Raw genomic sequence first — 17,916 nt, 5'->3', positions numbered from 1 at the left:
AATCCGGTGTGTCAGGTTTTAAATTTAGTCAAAAACCCTTCTAATTCCTTTTACAACTTCATTAAATACAATCGGTAAGATAGATAATCCAAGAATAAATAGCCAATCCTCCCATGATAACGGAACAACATGGAACCATGTATTAAATAATGGTGTATAAACGACAGCCATTTGAATCAAAATACCGAATAATAAAGCGAAAACTAATAAACGATTTTTGAATATACCAACTTGAAAAATCGACTTCCGCTCACTTCTTAAATTAAAAGAATGGAATAATTGTGAAATGCTAAGCGTCATAAATGCCATTGTTTGTGCATGAATTAGTGCTTCATCTGATACATGTTTTAAATCCATCGTTAACATGGTGCTTGATCCTGTATAAATTTTTAACCCTTCCATAAAAGCAAATAATGTTAAAACACCAATAAGTAATCCATTACCAATACTGAATGATATATTTCGCTTAGAAAATATTTTTTCAGTAGCTGGACGCGGCTTTTCCTTCATCACATCTGGGTCATCTGGATCCACACCAAGCGCAATTGCTGGCATTGTATCCGTAATTAGATTTACCCATAAAATATGAACAGCAGTAAGTGGTGCTGGCCAACCAAGTAAAATACCGATAAAGAGAGCTGCTAGTTCCCCTAAGTTACATGATAATAGAAATAGGATAGACTTTTTAATATTTTTATAAATATTTCGCCCCTTTTCAACAGCATGGGTAATCGTTGAAAAGTTATCATCTGTTAACACAACATCTGCTGCACCCTTGGCCACGTCTGTTCCTGTAATCCCCATTGCTACACCAACATCCGCTTCTTTCAATGAAGGGGCATCATTTACACCATCCCCTGTCATAGAAACAATATTACCCCTATTCTTTAATGCCTGAACAATACGGACTTTATGCTCGGGGGAAACCCTTGCAAATACGCGAATAGAGTCAACCTTTTCCACTAATTTAGTGTCACTCAGTTCATTTAATTCAACACCTGTCATTGTCTGATCTTCATGTTCTGCAATATGTAGCTCCTTTGCAATAGCAAGTGCTGTTTTTTGATGATCACCAGTAATCATGACAACCCGTATTCCTGCATCATGACATTCTTCGATAGATGGTTTTACTTCTTCACGTGGTGGATCAATCATTCCTGTTAACCCAAGGAAAACCAAATCTTTTTCATATGTTGCTTTATCCATTTCTTTCAATGATGGTTTATAGGCAACCCCTAATACCCGAAGTGCTTTTTCCGACATCTCATCTACTTGTTTTTCAATTTTCTCCTGATCTTTATCTGTTATCAGCCGTCGGATTCCTTCAACTTCTATTTCCGTTATTTTCGGTAATAAACATTCAATTGCACCTTTCACATAAACTGTTTTCATGTCTTGTTCCTGATGTACGGTTGACATCATTTTTCTTTCCGAGTCAAAGGCAAGTTCATCCATTCGCGGATAGTCTAAGTCCGTTTCATCCTTATTCATCCCTAGTTTTTCAGCTACTTCAATTAAAGCTATTTCAGTGGGATCCCCTGTTTGCTTGTCTGCCTCCACTGTTGCATCGTTACATAGTGTAATCGCACGCATCATTCGTTCGACTGTCGGGTTCTGTAAAGAAATATCTTTTATATCATGATACGTATCATTTGTATACACATTTGTTACGGTCATTTTGTTTTGTGTTAATGTTCCTGTTTTATCAGAACAAATCACGCTAACAGCACCTAGTGTTTCAACTGCTGGAAGTTTACGGATAACTGCATTTTGTTGAATCATGCGTTGGACACCAAGAGCTAGTACAATCGTTACAATGGCAGGCAATCCCTCTGGTATAGCAGCAACCGCAAGACTAACAGCAATTAGGAACATATCTAAAATTTCTCGCCCTTGTAAAAAACCGATTAAAAATAATGCTGCTGAAATGGCAAGCGCACCAATACCAAGGACTTTTCCTACTTCATCCAATTTTTTCTGAAGTGGTGTCATTTCTTTCTCTTTATTGGCTAGCATCTTGGCAATTTTACCAATTTCTGTATCCATTCCTATTCGAACGACAATTCCTATTCCTCTACCATATGTTGCTAGTGTGGACATAAAGGCCATGTTCTTTTGGTCGCCTAAAGGAACATCTTTATTTAAACTTTCCCATGTTGCGTCTTTATCAACCGCGACCGACTCTCCTGTTAAAGATGATTCCTCCACCTTTAAATTAGCCGTTTCCACTAATTGAATATCTGCTGGGACAAATCTACCTGCATCTAAAATAACAACATCGCCAACAACCACTTCTTCAGAAGAAATCTCTTGGATCACACCATCTCGTTTTACAACTGCTTTTGGTGTAGACATTTTCTTTAATTCTTCTAATGCCTTTTCAGCTTTTGCTTCTTGAATTACACCAATAACAGCATTTAAAATAATCACCGCTAAGATAATGATGGCATCTGCCATTTCACCAACGAAAAGAGAGATCATTGCGGCTGCAATTAGAATATAAATCAGCATACTATTCATTTGTCGCCATAAAAGGACAAGAATAGAATCCTTTTGATGTTCATCAAATTGATTCGGGCCATTTTCCTTTAAACGCTTCTGTGCTTCTTCTGTTGTAAGTCCTGTTTCTACATTTGTATGTAACTTTTCAGACTCACTCAATCTTTCCACCTACTTTTTTTATTAAAATTCATCATTGTTGTAATACCCTTATTTTACCAATATAATAATCTAAACAAAACCTTTTTAGAAGGTATATATATCCATTCAGACTAAATATGACAATAATGTTGCTATTTGATGATGTAAAAAATATAAGGAGATAACATACTATGCGAATTTATATTGATGCTGATGCTAGTCCAGTTGTAGATATTGTAATTTCTACCGTAGCTAAATTTTCCATTCCTGTTACACTTGTTAAAAGTTTCGACCATTACTCACATGTAAAATATCCAGATTACGTTAAAACCATCTACGTTGAGTCTGGGGCAGATGCTGCAGATTACAAAATTATAGAACTTGCTAACGCAAATGATATCATTATTACACAAGATTACGGACTCGCTTCCCTTGCACTAAGCAAAAATTGTATCGTATTACATCACAAAGGTTTTCAATATACAACAAATAATATCAATCAGCTCCTACAAACACGTCATCTTAGTGCCAAAGCCAGAAGAGCTGGGCAGCGAACAAAAGGACCGAAACCCTTTACAGATGAGGACAAAAAAGTCTTTAAAGAACGATTGCACACACTTCTTTCAAATATTGAAAAAAACAGATAAGAAAAACACCTCATATCAGGAGGTGCTTCTATCCCTCATTATTACAACTTTCTTACTTGAAAATTTTTTTGCAATACTGGCCAGTTTTGTGGGAAATTTTGACCAAGTACCCAGTAACTAACTCCACGTAAATTATAGTCTTTCACCACATCATATTTTGCTTGCATACTCCGAGCATCTTCAAACCAAACCTCATGTTCTTGGCCATTTTCATCTACATAATGGAAGAATGGTGCTTGATATGTTTCATTATACTGGATAGCCACTTTATATTTTCTCGCTAAATCAATCGCTTGTTCCGGACTTATTGTTCGAGCAAAAGTACCTTCTTGACGTGGAATCTCCCAATCTCTACCATATAAGGGTACTCCCATTAAGATTTTCTCAGGTGGTATAACGGTTACTGCATAATCTAACACATCTTTTACTTTATTGATTGGAGCAATGGCCCATGGTGGACCACCAGCCCAGCCCCATTCATAACTCATTAGAATGACAAAGTCAACAATCTCTCCATGTGCTTCATAGTCATGTGCTTCATAAAGGAGGCCTTCTTGATCACCACTTTCCTTTGGCGCAACCGCGGTCGAAACGACATATCCCTGTGGATGTAAACGCTCGACAACACGTCGTAAAAAGGCATTATAATTTTCTCTGTCCTCTGGATAAACATATTCAAAGTCAATATTAAGCCCGGAATAACCTTTCGTATTCATGATTTCCAAAATATTTGTAATTAATCGGTCTTGTAAATCAGGGTTTCTTAAAATCGTCGCAGCCAAGTCAGAATTAAAATTACCGGCTTCATCCAAATTCGTAATAACTAATAAGCTATCTGTATTTGTTCGATCTGCCGCTTCTAAAATAAGTTCATCCTGCAACCCTTGAAGCGTTCCTTGTTCTGTAATGGCATACATAAAGGGGGATAAGTACGTAAAATGTCTACCTAATCTTAACACTTCCTCCCTGCCACTTTCTGTTGTATCCGTAATGTAGGCATTTACCTCTGCCACAGGTTTATTATTTGCTGGAATCTGTATTATTTGGCCAATGAATAATTGCGAAGGAGAGATACCTTGATTTATTTGCATAAGACTTTCTACAGTTGTGCCGTAACGGTTTGCAATTTGCCACAATGTTTCTCCTGCTTGAACAACATGTTCGACACTAGGAATCTCTAACACATCACCAACAAATAGGAGATTTGAATCTGAAATATTATTCACTTCTGCCAATCTTTGAACAGAAACACCGTACATTTGAGCAATTCTCCATAATTGATCACCACTCTGAACAACATACTCTTGAGATGGTTCTGGAATAACCAATGTTTGCCCAACAACAAGCGTACTCGGATTGTTGATTTCATTAGCTAAGATAACTTGATTCAAATCTGCACCATACACCTCTGAAATTTGCCACAGTGTATCCCCACTTTTCACGACATGAATTTGCATGTTCTATTCCTCCATTTTAGGTTCTTTCTCATCCCATGTTATTCATGTATCACTTGTCCATGTGACAAATGCCTTTATATTTTTAATCATCAATGATAATGGGAAGTTGGAGAGAACAGCACTAGAAAATGGAAATTTATCATTATCGCTTTTCATGGTGCGCTGAATTTTAGGCACGATTAAAATCTTATCGTTACCGCTTTTCATGGTGCATTGGATTTTGGGCACGATAGACACTATTTGCTCCTGACATTAGATAGGGCAAAACCACTTTTCGGAAAGGTAGGCATCCGGATCATGCTATATTTTAAGTTTTGCTTTAAAACATCATATTCCATGTAATTAACTAGCATATCCATACTTATTTTCATTACTAGAATGGTCAACCATTCTCCTGGACAGCGATGATTTTTAACAAAATTCCCTCCGCCCTGAGGAATGAGGTCAAATAACCCGCCTTCCCAATTTTTAAATCTTTCTGGATTAAATTCATTTGGCTTTTTCCATAATGACGGATGGTGATTTGTACCATAGAGATCAAGTAATACTAAGTTTCCCTTTCGAAAATCATGCCCCTTCCATAAAAAATCCTCCCTAACTTTTGCCACTACAAATGGAAAAAAGGGATAGAAACGCCGAACTTCTTGAACGAACATATGTAAATATTGATCGTTCTTCTCCATTAATTTCCCTTTTTCATCTGGGTACTCATGAATGGCCAATGCACTAAAAGCAATATATACAGAAATAGCAACAATAGGACGCAGTAAATTAATTATTTCCACAGCTACCACTCGAGGAGGTAATAATTTTCCTTGTTCATCCCGATGCCAGACAAATCGATATAAAGGGCTTTCTTCATTAGGTTGTATTTTCCCCTTTCTTACTTGTTCCACCATTTGCTCTATCCATAAATTTAATTGATTACGCGCTCTTCTTCCCTGCCAATGTCTTATACCAATTGCGGCTGCGGAATCAAATAAGGATACCAGTTGATTTGTACGTAATGTGAGCTCTTTTGCTTTTAATGGTACACCGACCCAACGGCACGCACTAATGGTTAATAACTTTTGCACTTCTTCAAACAGAATGATTGTCTTCTTTTGTTCCCATTGTTTAAGAAATACCTTCCATTGTTTCTCTACTATTTTTTCTAATTGTTGCATTTGTTTCGGGTTCATCACATCCATAAACAGCTGTTTTCGGTGTTCATGTGGCTGTTTGTCCAACGTTTGAACCGATTTTTCACCAAAAATGGTTTGTCGTATTCTTTTCGGTGCAACTTGATGACGAGTACATTTTTCTTCATCATAAAAAACCATTGCCGCATCTGCCCCAGCAATACAGATTGCCTTCTTGCCCCCTAGTAAACGTGTTTCAAAAATATCCGATTGAAAGCGATGCCTACGATTGGATATAAATTGGTACCCTTCCAATAAAAGCGCTACACTATGATCGAATCCATGATCAATTGGTATTTGTTCTCGATAACCCATTGATAAACAATTCCTTTCCGTTATGTTTTCTACAATGATTCTCTCCCCTTTAAAATATCCCTTATTTTATTTCATATACAATTACATTTATACATCAAAGGTATGGAGCGTATGAAATCACAGCAAAAAGTCTCTTTCTAAATAAAAGGAAGAGACTTTGTTTATCAATGAATTTCAAGTACTTTTTACGAATAATCAACTTTCAAAATCCTTATCCCATGCATTAAGAGGCTGTCAAACATTTCCTTGCAGTTTTAAAAATTACTTGGTTGGCAAATTCATTCTTCCTTATTGCCTCTCTTACATGATAGGAATAACTATCTGTCAATCTATATGGATACTCTCCACCAACATCTATGCCGATTATGCGACTTTTTGTAGAAATTTCTATCATTACTTCTACTAATTCTTTCAGTTTAACATGGCCATGATCCCATGCTGTCATTGCTTCTAATGGATGAAGAACATCTTTATCAATACTGATATAAACAGGATATGCCTTTAATTCCCAGAAAAAAGTTTTCCAGTCCATTATTTCAGAATCTGAATAGACATGTACTTTATCATTGTATTTTTCTGGAATATATTTCTTCCATTTTTCATGGACACCGATTAAAAATACTTTCTGTAAAAGGGGAATATGATTTAGTGAGTCTAATACCCAAGATCCACAGGAAATTAAGAAAGCATCTAAGCTAGGAAGCATGTCTGAATGATGGTCAAATAAGACAAGATGAAACGGGGTCTGGATTTCTTTTAACAATAAATACGTGACATAATGATAATTTCCACTACCAAAAAACGTAATCCCCTTCTCGTTTCGTGCTTGTAATTTAGCTTGAATTTTGAATAATGTTTCCTTTTCACACATTAAATTCGTACCGTTTATATTTCTTAGATCAATCCATTCCATATCGCTTCCTCTTAGAAAGGGTTGTTCCACATACGTATCATCAAAATTTAATACTGTTGCTTGTTTTGCCATTTTACCGTTCCCTCCTAAAGAAAACAGTTTCTATCTCCATTATACTACTCTCCATAAACGCACCAACGAAATACAACACATTACGAACTTTTAAGATCTGAAATACTCCGTTCATATTCCGTTCATTTTATATTCATTTTGTATTCACAACCAGTTTCTATAATAAGACTGAATCAAAGTTATTAGTACTTATACTAACAACACCTTTAAAAATATTAATACATGGGAGATGACGCAACATGCTAAACCCTTTTAAAAAGATAGTTCAATTTACAAGTAGTAAAAAAGGGGCAAAATGGACACTCACTATCTGGATTATTACTGCTCTTCTTTTTAGTGTTTTCGCTCCATCTGCTAAAGACTATGAAGAAAGCAGTTCATCCGGAAGTGTAAAAGGTGATACACCATCTGAAATTGCCAAAGAATTGGATGAACAATATTTTCCGTCAAAAGATGGTTTAACCGCCTTACTCGTATTTCACAGTGATGACGAGATAACAGACAAAAATAAAGAAAACATTACAAAACTGAGTAAGTGGCTTGCTTCTTCAGACAAACCAGAAAATGTTCAAAAAGCATTACCATTCCACTCTTTTCCAGAAAAAGTGCAAAATCAAATGTTTTCAGAGGATGGAACAACCCTTTTATTTAATGTCACATTGAAAAAAGATCTTGAATCAAATGAAATACATGAGACATTAGATGCTATAACAACATATGTAGAATCTATCCCTATGAGTGATTTACAGTTTGAAATTACTGGACCTGCTGGAATTTCTGCTGATACAATTACCTTATTTAAAAACGGTGATTTTATTTTAATGATTGCAACGGTCATTCTTATTTTTATTATTCTTATCCTAATTTACCGCTCACCATTACTTGCCATTACACCACTTATTATTGCTGGTATCGTGTATGTGGTTGTTGATGGCGTATTAGGTATTTCTGGTAAATTGAACTGGTTTACCATTGATGGTCAAGCAACTTCTATTATGCTTGTTCTATTGTTTGCAGTTATTACAGACTATAGTTTATTTGTCTTTTCTAGATATCGTGAGGAATTAACTAAACATCAATCAAAATATGACTCGATGGTTCAAGCAATGACTCATGTTTCTGAACCAATCTTCTTTAGTGGTGGAACCATATTCTTAGCGATGTTGGCGTTGTTTTCTACTGTCTTTGAACCGTACAATCATTTTGCACCTGTCTTTTCTATTGCAGTGTTTATTATTGCCATCGCTGGTTTAACACTCATCCCAAGTATTTTCGCTGTAATGGGTCGTCGTGCTTTTTGGCCATTTATTCCGAAAGTAAAAATGGATAAAAAGTCTACTGTCACACTTTGGAAACGTATAGGTGGCTGGATTAAAAAATATCCAAGATCAATTGCAGTGATGCTACTTACTATTTTATTAGTTGGTGCTTTTCAATTAACAAATATTACGTATTCCTTTAATTTGTTAAAGTCTTTTCCAGATGATATGTCATCACGTCAAGGTTTTGAATTATTGGAAGAAAATTATCCTGCGGGGATGCTTGCACCAGTTACGATTATTTTAGAATCAGAACAAGAAATAGAAATGGATGACACATTCTTAAATAATAGCGAAAAACTACACAAACAGCTGTTGGATATGGAAAACATTAATGATGTCAGTCCCAAGATAACTAAACAGATGAGAGATGAGGATCTATCTGCCCAAAATTTCCTATCTGAAACGAAAAAGGCAATTAAGTTTACATTAACACTAAAAAATGACCCTTATGAGCTAGAATCATTACAGACAATAGAATCGCTTCGTAACCAAGCTGATGAAATTCTTACTAGCAGTGGCTTTTCATCAAGTCATTATGAACTACATTTTGGAGGGCAAACTGCAGAACAATTAGATATAAAACAGATGAATAAACGAGATATCATTGTCTTGTTCTCCCTTGTGATTATTCTAGTTTCTATTGTACTTGCTTTTCAAACTCGTTCTATATTATTACCTGTTTTAATGGTTGGAACTATTCTCTTATCCTACCTAGCAACATTAGGTTTTAGTTGGACAATTTTTCACTATTTACTTGACTATGAATCCATTGGATATCGTTTACCAGTATATACATTTGTCTTTATGGTAGCACTCGGGATTGATTACAATATTATGCTTGTTTCTAGAATCCGGGAAATAGCAAAAGATAAACCGTGGAAAGAAGCTGTCGCAGAAGGGGTAACCATGACTGGTGGAGTCATTTCATCCGCGGGGTTAATTCTAGCTGCAACCTTCGCCGTACTAATGACACAACCAATGGAAGAATTGTTTCTGTTTGGGTTTGCTATGGCTTTTGGTATTTTATTAGATACCTTTATTATTAGAGGTTTTCTATTTCCAAGTATTTTAATCTGGACACATCGAAAAAAATAGAATTCTATGATTTCAACTTAGATCCGGCGAATCTCATCGTACATACATATGACGGGAGGTTCGCCTTTTTTCATTATGCCTGATTTCGAGCATAACTTAGGCTATTCATTACATATTTCGATTCTTCATGAAATTTTGGGAACAATTAAAAGATATTCATTACCTGATTTGACTTTTCATGGTATCTCGGGCATGATTAAGCAATATTCGTTACCTATTTTGATTTTTCATGGAATCCTGGGCATGATTATACGCTATTCATTACCTGTTTTGTGATTGCATGGAGTTCTAGGAACAATTAAAGTGAAGAGGATGTACCCTAGTTTTGAAAAAAAATATCTTCGCAATAATCAACGAAATGAACCATATAATTTCGCAATACCAGCTAAAATAGTATACTATTCATAAATGAGAAATATATTTTTTAGGAGTATTTACATATGACACAAGCAAAATCAAACAATAAAAATATGAGTTTAAAACCTTTTTTCTCACTTATACTATCAACAGAAATTCCCAAACTCATGTTGATTGGTGGGTTAATTGGAAGTGTGATAACTACCTTAACCGGTCTGGTTGTCCCTTTGTTAACGAAAAACTTAGTTGATCATTTTTCAATTAATATGCTTCAAGTTAATATGATTATAGCTATTGGGATCATATTTATTATTCAAGCCATTATAAATGGTCTTTCCATGTATTGGTTAGCTGCTGTCGGACATAAAATTGTTGCCCAGCTTCGCGAAAAGATGTGGAATAAACTCATTCGACTACCAGTTAAATATTTTGATACGACATCCAGTGGAAAAACGGTTAGTCGCGTTGTTAATGATACAAGTGTTGTGAAGGATTTAGTTTCCGATCATTTCCCACAATTTATTTCCGGGATTATTTCCATCATTGGTGCGGTCATTATTTTATTTGTTTTAGATTGGAAAATGACGCTGATTATGCTTTTATCTGTTCCAGTAACCATTTTTATTATGATCCCGCTTGGTCGAAGGATGGGAAAAATATCGAGACGAATGCAAGATGAAACAGCGGTATTTACTGGAGATGTCCAACAAACACTTGGAGAAATTCGCTTAATGAAAGCTTCCAATGCAGAAAAAACGGAAAAGAAAAAGGGATATCAAGGAATAAGTAAATTATTAAATCTCGGTTTTAAAGAAGCGAAAATTTATGCCTTTATTGGACCACTCATGAACTTAATCATGATGGTTGTCATCGTCATTATCATTTCATATGGCGGCATGCGTGTTGCTAGTAATACGATGTCAACTGGAGAATTGGTTGCCTTTTTACTATATCTTTTCCAAATTATTATGCCAATAACATCCTTTGCCATGTTTTTTACCAATCTCCAAAAAGCAAAAGGAGCAACAGAACGGATTATTGAAATTCTCGAGAAACCACTCGAGAATGGACAAGATGGTCTAGATTTGGACATTTCAAATCAGCCAATCACGGTAAAGCATGTTTCTTTTTCATACCAAGATGAAAATCCTGTATTACAAGATATTTCTTTTCATGCGAATCCAGGAGAAATGATTGCCTTTGCAGGTCCTAGTGGAAGTGGAAAAACAACCATGTTCGGTCTATTAGAACGTTATTATGAACCAGAGCGTGGGGATATATTAATCGGCGACACGCCAATTCATCAACTATCATTACAATCATGGCGTAGTCAAATCGGCTATGTTTCCCAAGATAGTCCGATGATGGCTGGAACCATTCGTGATAATTTATGTTACGGTCTAGAGGATGAACAGATATCAGACAAACAATTGTGGAAAGTAGCGAAATCTGCCTATGCTGATCAGTTTATTAAAGAATTTCCATCAGGACTCGATACAGAAGTTGGAGAACGTGGTGTTAAGCTATCTGGTGGTCAAAGACAACGAATTGCAATTGCACGTGCCTTTTTACGAGACCCCAAAATTTTAATGATGGATGAGGCAACAGCTAGTTTAGATAGTCAATCAGAGGGAGTTGTACAAGAGGCTTTATCTCGCCTAATGAAAGGGCGTACTACATTTGTTATTGCACACCGGCTATCAACGATAATCGATGCAGATAAAATTATCTTTATTGATCAGGGTAGAATAACTGGTGCAGGTACACATGACGAATTAATAAAAAAGCATCCACTATACCGTGAATTTTCAGAGCAACAATTAACTTAAAATATAAATGCGCTTCTTATTGAGGCGTATTTATATTACAAATAGATGGAGGAATTTCCTATGAAAAAACAAAGTAAGCGTGTAAAAGCTGCGACATATATGGACAAATTTTCACGCTTATTTCGTTGTCCGATATGTCATGCTTCAATCCAGGTAAAGAACTTACAAAGCCTTGTCTGTTTGAACAATCATGACTTTAATATCGCAAAGCAGGGATATGTAAATTTAGCAACAAAACAAGCAAAAACAAAATACGATAAACAACTTTTCCAAGCCAGGAAAGAAGTAATGCAAGAAAACAAATTTTTTAATCCTTTGCTACAGAAGGTTTCTGAAATTATTATAGACCATTTGAATGATTATCCAGAAACATTCACTGTAGTCGATATGGGGTGTGGAGAAGGCTCTCATTTATCCTCAATTTGTAAAATTATTCAATCGCAAACCAAGAAAGAGCTAATAGGTATTGGAATTGATCTTTCGAAAGAGGGAATAATTGAAGCAACAAAACAAGAAAGAGATCACATTTGGGCTGTTGCAGATATCGCAAATGCACCATTTAAAGATGAACAATTTGCTGTTATTTTAAATATCCTGTCACCGTCAAATTATGAAGCGTTTGAAAGATTATTAAAAACAAATGGGCTATTAATTAAAGTCATCCCACAGAGTAATTACTTAAAAGAATTAAGAGAAGCTTTTATAGAGAAAGAGAATTTAAAAACATATTCGAATGAAAAGACGGTCAACCATTTTCAAAAGCATTTCCATTTAAATGAACGGTTTAGACTTACTTATACGACTATCCTTTCCCGTCAAACAATGAAGTCACTTCTTCATATGACACCACTAACTTGGAATATTTCAAAAGAAAGAATGGATGCTTTTTTAAAAGAAATAAATGAAAAGAAAATTACTGTTGATTTAGATATACTAGTAGGAGTCAAATAAATTCCATTGCAGAATTTATTTGACCTTATTTAACCCCAACTTTCCACCCTGTACATATTCATGAAATAATATCGGACCACATGATCCATGGATACGCTTTTGGTGGTTTGGATGTAAATTCCAGTCTATCTTTTTTTGTTGGATGGTCAAATGAAATGGAAGCTGACCATAAAGCGATTTGTTCCCCTGGTTGATTGACATGTTGTCCATATTTTTGATCACCATAAAGTGGACATCCTATTTCTGCAAATTGAACACGAATCTGATGTGGCCTTCCTGTGTGTAACTGAATAGAAATAAGGCTTAGTCCATCCTTTTGACCAAGCACATGATAATCTAATACTGCCTTTTTTGCATCTTTGTTTTTCGCAGAAGTCGTATAAACAATATTTTTGCGCCGGTCTTTTACTAAATAATTGGTTAATGTATCCTCTCTTTTCTTCGGTGCTCCACGTACAATGGCCAAATATTTCTTACCAAAGTCCTGCCTCCGAATTACATCAGATAGTCGGGATGCCGCTTTAGAAGTCTTCGCAAATACCATCACTCCACCAACTGGTCTATCCAATCGATGAACAAGCCCTAAATAAACATTTCCAGGCTTATTAAAGCGTACTTTAATGTCCTGCTTCAATAGAGATAGCAGGTCTTTATCCTTCGACCGATCTTGTTGAACAGGTACATTAACAGGTTTTTCTACAATTAACAAATGATTATCTTCATAAATAATTGGAATATCCATACATAACGATCTCCTTCATGATAATAACTCCATCATAACATAGATTATCAGACCGATTTTAGAAGTGTTCATAATGGACTTACTGATTTTATCTTTTTCCTTTTGCACAGATATCCCTAACAAACTTCTCTTTGTAATCTGTATATTGCTTTATTCCCGTAGAAAACTGGCTGACATAAGCTTCTTTCAACTGTCTATATTCTAATCTCGCCAGTTCATTTTCATTTAAAAAGTTCCTGAAAAAAAGTAAATTATGCCAAAGTTCGCCTTGATAGTCCGTTAGATGTATATAATGTGTTTTTTCCATATACGTATCATCTTTAAATCTAGCAAAGACAATTTCGTTGGGACGCTCTACTCGAAGTCGCAAAAAACCAATACATTTTAATCCTGTAATAACATCGTCGTCAACTCCTGCTAAATCGTCTACCCCTACCACAATATCTATAATGGGTTTTGCTGGCATGTTGTGAATCGATGTACTTCCGATATGCTCCACCTGCTCTTCTTTTAGATGCAAACTTTCAATAATCTCTTTCTTTACGTTTTGGAATTCATCCTTCCACTTGGGGGTATAATCTACTAATCGCACTTCATCTCGCTTTAATCCTAACTCCACCTTACAACACCCTTTCTCCATTTATAAACCTTATGTTAGCACCTACCCTAGATAAGAAACAGTCTATAAATAGTAGGAATATTATGATATAATAGACATAGTAAAAGGAACGAAACCATAAAGGTTCGTTCCTTTTTAATTAGAGGACCTCGACTACTTCTACAATCCAATGATATGTATCGGAACCCATTTTCTTACACTGTTAATAAACCAAATACGGGTAAATTTTCCTAAATCGTTTTTCTTCAAAATCTTTTCTTCAATTATTTGCTCTTTTAACAAATAGGAGCGAAATGTACCTGGCAATAAACCACATGAAACAGGTGGGGTGTAATAGCTCCCACCCCATTCGACAACAAGATTTCCATTCGTAAATTCCGTTAATTCATTCTCTTCATTCCAAAGTAGCGTATCATAGATATCTTGCTCTGTTACCTTATGATTTTCATAAACACTTCGATTCGTTGTTTTATGATATAGGAAAATATCCTCTTTCATAATTGGTGATGTGGCAATTGTTACAGGACGTGAGGTGCTTTTAGCCAAACTAATTTCTTCGCCTTCTACTTGAACAGATCCTGTTTCTGAAACAAGTAACCGAACCTTCTGAACACCTACTGTATGTTTATTTGCGTAATCATCTAAGACGTTTATTATATACTTCATTTCTATTGGTATTTTAAAATATTGCGAAGAGTTAACAAGCCGATTCAAATGTTCTTCAAAAAGAAAATACTCCCCATTCTCCAATCGCATACTTTCTAGTAATTGAAATGTTGACCGTTTGTCTTTCAGCACTGCTGCTTTTGTCAAAATTTCATCATACTCATCATCCGATGTAGAATTTATCGTTATTCCTCCACCAACTCCATATTCCGCATGACCTGTTTCATCATGAATAACAACTGTTCGAATTGGTACATTGAATACCGCTTCCTGTTGAGGGGTAATATATCCAATCGCACCACTGTAGACACCACGTGGGGAAGTCTCTACTTCCCTAATAATTTCCATTGTCTTATCTTTCGGATCCCCTGTCATAGATGCTGAAGGGAATAGGGCCTGGAAAATATCTGTTAGATGGGAGTCTGTTTTCAAATCTGCTGTTACTGTAGAAGTCATTTGAAAAACGGTTGGGTATTGTTCGATTTCATATAGTTGTGGTATTTTCACTGTACCTTTCTTAGCAACATGCTCCAAATCTTTACATAATAAATCGACAATCAATTTATTTTCTACTTTATTTTTTTCTGATTGGCGTAAAGCTTCTCGATTCTTCTTATCTTCCTCATGTGTCTTTCCTCGTTTAGCTGTACCTGCCATAGGTCGGGTAATGACTTTTCCTTCTTTTATACGGAAAAATAATTCCGGAGAAGCGGATACAATATGATGTTCCTCTGTTTGGACGTAGCAAGTATAATTTGCTGCTTGTGCCCGTTTTAATTGTTCATAAAATGAAAACGCATCCCCTTCGAAATGAGCGTGCATTCGAATCGTATAGTTCACCTGATTGGTAGCCTTTTTACGAAGGTGTTGTTGAATGGTTGAAAATTTTTCTTTATATACTTGTTTACTTATATTAGGGATCCAATTACTTAAACGATAATCCATTCTTGAGTGTAACGATTGATTGGTAATTCGATCGAAGATACCAAACCAAACGAGTGGCTGGTGTAAATTGCTATTAATTGTGTTATATGTAGGATGAAATGCAGCTGCTGCTTCATATGCCACATATCCTGCAGCATAGAAACCAGAGTCTACAGCTTGCTGCACCCTTTCCAGTGCTTGATATACTTCCTCCACCTTATTTGCTACAATAATTTCCTTAGGTTGAGTAAAAATGACGGGAGTGATAGTTTTTTCACCATCAGCAAATTCAAAATGTAAATATACTTGGTTTTGTTTTTCCTGGTTCATTGGCTTTTCGTTCTCCTTCTATAACTTCAAAAATGATATTACCACTGCTTTTTTCGTCAAAATGGATTTTCAAATAAGTATGTTTTTTATTCTTCTTCATTTATTATATATATTTGAAGGCATTTTTTGTCGTCATGGTTATCTTTTGTGGCAAATTTTCCAAGGGGAACCATTGGACATCGCCTAATTTATCTGGTTCCATATTGCGAACTATCCCAGAATGAATCGTTGAAATAAAAGTCGGCGCGACCCAATGCGTTTGCTCATTTGGCAACAAATGATTCGTTACACATAATAGATTTTCGAGATGGATGTCTACTCCTAGTTCTTCTTTTATTTCGCGTTTAACAGCATGTTCAATGGTTTCCATAAATTCAACTTTCCCACCAGGTAAACTCCAATACCCTGCTTCTGGGGCTTTTTTACGTAATACAAGTAACACATGACTTTGTTTCTCATTAAGAATAACAGCACCAACACCTACTCGTGGTATGTTGTTAACCATATTTATCTCCCTTTCTTCTATGATGTTATTTTATCATACTTATTGCTAAACAATAGATTTCTAAAAAGAAACTTCATTCTGCGAGAATATTAATGCAGCTATGGGCGAAATAAAAAAAGGACTGCCCAATTGAAGCAAATCAAAAGGGCAGTCCTTTCTTAATTCATTTCATTACTTTATATAAATTATGGATTTATACGATACAACCCATCTTGTTCCAAAATAATACCATTTTGGTTCATCTCACGTAAATTACTACGCACTTTAAACATTGGAAGTCCTGTTTGTTCAGATATTTTCTCAATGGATAAGGAGTTATTATCAATTACCTCTAATAATTTCCGTTGTGTGGGACTGAGTTGTCCTTTATCATTTACACAGGTCATTTGTCCAACTCCTTATAAATCTTTTTTACAGAGATACCAGTCAATACATTCCAAGCTGTCATCATTCGCACGTTCTTCTGCTAATTCTGTTGTAGTTGCAGGTGGAACAATTACCTTATCGCCTTTCTTCCAGTCAGCTGGTGTTGCAATACTATGTTTGTCTGTAGCCTGTAATGCTGTTACAAGACGAACCATCTCGTCCATATTACGACCTGTTGAAAGTGGATAATAAATAATTGCTCGAACTACTTGTTTATCATCAATCACAAATACTGCTCTTGATGCTTCTGTAGAGCTTTCTTCAGGCATGATCATACCGTATTTTCCAGCAACATTCATGTCCAAATCTGCAATGACTGGGAATTCAATATCGACATCAAAATTCTTTTTAATATTACGTACCCAGGCAATATGGGAATGTACACTATCAATACTTAAACCTAATAATTCTGTATTCATTTCGCGTAATTGAGGATATATCTTTTGAAAACCAACAAATTCAGTTGTACATACCGGTGTAAAGTCTGTAGGATGAGAAAAGAGAATGAGCCAACTATCTTTATAATCTGAAAGTTTAATCGTACCATGTGTTGTCACTGCTTCAAAATCAGGCGCCTTCGAACCAATCCTTGGTAAGGATCTTACTTCTACTTTTTCTTCTGATACATTGTTTATTTCACTCATTGTAACTCCTCCTAAATAATAATTATTTTAATTAACAACTTTAGTATATACACCACCCGGTATATAGTCAAACATAATGACTTGGACAATGAATATATTTATTTATACCTTCACATACCATATTACCCTATAAGTTCCTGTTAAAACGGGAAGAATATTAACAGTTTATTGACATGTATATAAGAATCATGCTATTTTTTTAGTATTCCTTCGTTAAGAATATCAATAAAGGAGAATTAGTGCCATGTGATACAAAGTCCCTTATTAAAACCAATCATACA

Annotated in this window: 14 protein-coding genes; 4 read left to right on the top strand and 10 right to left on the bottom strand. The window is 35.4% G+C overall.

Annotated features, from left to right (window positions below; all coding sequences use genetic code 11):
- Positions 1-24 precede the first annotated feature (24 nt).
- Positions 25-2,661: a calcium-translocating P-type ATPase, PMCA-type gene (locus FHP05_RS10800; protein WP_407923437.1), complete on the bottom strand. Its 2,637-nt coding sequence runs from the start codon at positions 2,659-2,661 to the stop codon at positions 25-27.
- 170 nt (positions 2,662-2,831) lie between these two features.
- Between FHP05_RS10800 and FHP05_RS10795 the strand changes: the two genes are divergently transcribed.
- Positions 2,832-3,287, top strand: a complete 456-nt coding sequence (locus FHP05_RS10795) for a YaiI/YqxD family protein (RefSeq protein ID WP_147668123.1) — start codon at positions 2,832-2,834, stop codon at positions 3,285-3,287.
- Positions 3,288-3,328: 41 nt separating this feature from the next.
- On the opposite strand, the gene FHP05_RS10790 is transcribed toward FHP05_RS10795, so the two are convergent.
- The 3 genes from FHP05_RS10790 to FHP05_RS10780 form a co-directional block, all read right to left on the bottom strand.
- The gene (locus tag FHP05_RS10790; protein WP_147668121.1) at positions 3,329-4,744 is read right to left on the bottom strand and encodes a LysM peptidoglycan-binding domain-containing protein; all 1,416 of its coding nucleotides are present in this window, start codon (positions 4,742-4,744) and stop codon (positions 3,329-3,331) included.
- A 236-nt stretch (positions 4,745-4,980) separates the two neighbouring features.
- A complete protein-coding gene (locus FHP05_RS10785; RefSeq protein ID WP_147668120.1) occupies positions 4,981-6,240 on the bottom strand; it encodes a cytochrome P450 in 1,260 nt (419 codons plus the stop codon).
- Between the two features lie 223 nt (positions 6,241-6,463).
- Positions 6,464-7,225 (bottom strand): arginase family protein, encoded by a 762-nt coding sequence (locus FHP05_RS10780; protein WP_147668118.1) that lies wholly within the window; start codon positions 7,223-7,225, stop codon positions 6,464-6,466.
- Positions 7,226-7,464: 239 nt separating this feature from the next.
- Between FHP05_RS10780 and FHP05_RS10775 the strand changes: the two genes are divergently transcribed.
- From FHP05_RS10775 to FHP05_RS10765, 3 genes are all read left to right on the top strand, one after another.
- Positions 7,465-9,642 carry an MMPL family transporter gene (locus FHP05_RS10775; protein ID WP_147668116.1) on the top strand — a complete coding sequence of 726 codons (2,178 nt, stop codon included), beginning with the start codon at positions 7,465-7,467 and terminating at the stop codon, positions 9,640-9,642.
- A gap of 440 nt (positions 9,643-10,082) precedes the next feature.
- On the top strand, positions 10,083-11,828 hold the full coding sequence (locus FHP05_RS10770; RefSeq protein ID WP_191126327.1) for an ABC transporter ATP-binding protein: 1,746 nt from the start codon (positions 10,083-10,085) through the stop codon (positions 11,826-11,828).
- A gap of 60 nt (positions 11,829-11,888) precedes the next feature.
- The gene (locus FHP05_RS10765) at positions 11,889-12,779 is read left to right on the top strand and encodes a putative RNA methyltransferase (RefSeq protein WP_147668114.1); all 891 of its coding nucleotides are present in this window, start codon (positions 11,889-11,891) and stop codon (positions 12,777-12,779) included.
- Positions 12,780-12,837: 58 nt separating this feature from the next.
- On the opposite strand, the gene FHP05_RS10760 is transcribed toward FHP05_RS10765, so the two are convergent.
- The 6 genes from FHP05_RS10760 to FHP05_RS10735 all read right to left on the bottom strand — a co-directional run bounded on the left by FHP05_RS10760 (position 12,838) and on the right by FHP05_RS10735 (position 17,635).
- A complete protein-coding gene (locus tag FHP05_RS10760) occupies positions 12,838-13,521 on the bottom strand; it encodes an RluA family pseudouridine synthase (protein WP_147668112.1) in 684 nt (227 codons plus the stop codon).
- An 88-nt stretch (positions 13,522-13,609) separates the two neighbouring features.
- On the bottom strand, positions 13,610-14,140 hold the full coding sequence (locus FHP05_RS10755) for a GrpB family protein (RefSeq protein WP_147668110.1): 531 nt from the start codon (positions 14,138-14,140) through the stop codon (positions 13,610-13,612).
- A gap of 159 nt (positions 14,141-14,299) precedes the next feature.
- Positions 14,300-16,060, bottom strand: a complete 1,761-nt coding sequence (gene pabB, locus FHP05_RS10750) for an aminodeoxychorismate synthase component I (RefSeq protein ID WP_147668108.1) — start codon at positions 16,058-16,060, stop codon at positions 14,300-14,302.
- A gap of 103 nt (positions 16,061-16,163) precedes the next feature.
- On the bottom strand, positions 16,164-16,565 hold the full coding sequence (locus tag FHP05_RS10745; RefSeq protein ID WP_147668106.1) for an NUDIX hydrolase: 402 nt from the start codon (positions 16,563-16,565) through the stop codon (positions 16,164-16,166).
- Positions 16,566-16,750: 185 nt separating this feature from the next.
- Positions 16,751-16,951: a hypothetical protein gene (locus FHP05_RS10740; RefSeq protein WP_147668104.1), complete on the bottom strand. Its 201-nt coding sequence runs from the start codon at positions 16,949-16,951 to the stop codon at positions 16,751-16,753.
- Positions 16,952-16,963: 12 nt separating this feature from the next.
- Positions 16,964-17,635 carry a peroxiredoxin gene (locus FHP05_RS10735; RefSeq protein WP_147668102.1) on the bottom strand — a complete coding sequence of 224 codons (672 nt, stop codon included), beginning with the start codon at positions 17,633-17,635 and terminating at the stop codon, positions 16,964-16,966.
- Between the last annotated feature and the right edge of the window lie 281 nt (positions 17,636-17,916).

Source organism: Cerasibacillus terrae (genome assembly GCF_008039555.1).
Taxonomy (GTDB): Bacteria; Bacillota; Bacilli; order Bacillales; family Amphibacillaceae; genus Cerasibacillus; species Cerasibacillus terrae.
This window is presented reverse-complemented; position numbering and strand designations above follow the sequence as displayed.

Bases quoted from the DNA above. Each gene is read 5' to 3' on its own strand.
- FHP05_RS10770 (WP_191126327.1), top strand. From the start codon at position 10,083: ATGACACAAGCAAAATCAAACAATAAAAATATGAGTTTAAAACCTTTT.
- FHP05_RS10790 (WP_147668121.1), bottom strand. From the start codon at position 4,744: ATGCAAATTCATGTCGTGAAAAGTGGGGATACACTGTGGCAAATTTCA.
- pabB (WP_147668108.1), bottom strand. From the start codon at position 16,060: ATGAACCAGGAAAAACAAAACCAAGTATATTTACATTTTGAATTTGCT.
- FHP05_RS10765 (WP_147668114.1), top strand. From the start codon at position 11,889: ATGAAAAAACAAAGTAAGCGTGTAAAAGCTGCGACATATATGGACAAA.
- FHP05_RS10745 (WP_147668106.1), bottom strand. From the start codon at position 16,565: ATGGTTAACAACATACCACGAGTAGGTGTTGGTGCTGTTATTCTTAAT.
- FHP05_RS10735 (WP_147668102.1), bottom strand. From the start codon at position 17,635: ATGAGTGAAATAAACAATGTATCAGAAGAAAAAGTAGAAGTAAGATCC.
- FHP05_RS10780 (WP_147668118.1), bottom strand. From the start codon at position 7,225: ATGGCAAAACAAGCAACAGTATTAAATTTTGATGATACGTATGTGGAA.
- FHP05_RS10775 (WP_147668116.1), top strand. From the start codon at position 7,465: ATGCTAAACCCTTTTAAAAAGATAGTTCAATTTACAAGTAGTAAAAAA.
- FHP05_RS10785 (WP_147668120.1), bottom strand. From the start codon at position 6,240: ATGGGTTATCGAGAACAAATACCAATTGATCATGGATTCGATCATAGT.
- FHP05_RS10760 (WP_147668112.1), bottom strand. From the start codon at position 13,521: ATGGATATTCCAATTATTTATGAAGATAATCATTTGTTAATTGTAGAA.
- FHP05_RS10740 (WP_147668104.1), bottom strand. From the start codon at position 16,951: ATGACCTGTGTAAATGATAAAGGACAACTCAGTCCCACACAACGGAAA.
- FHP05_RS10795 (WP_147668123.1), top strand. From the start codon at position 2,832: ATGCGAATTTATATTGATGCTGATGCTAGTCCAGTTGTAGATATTGTA.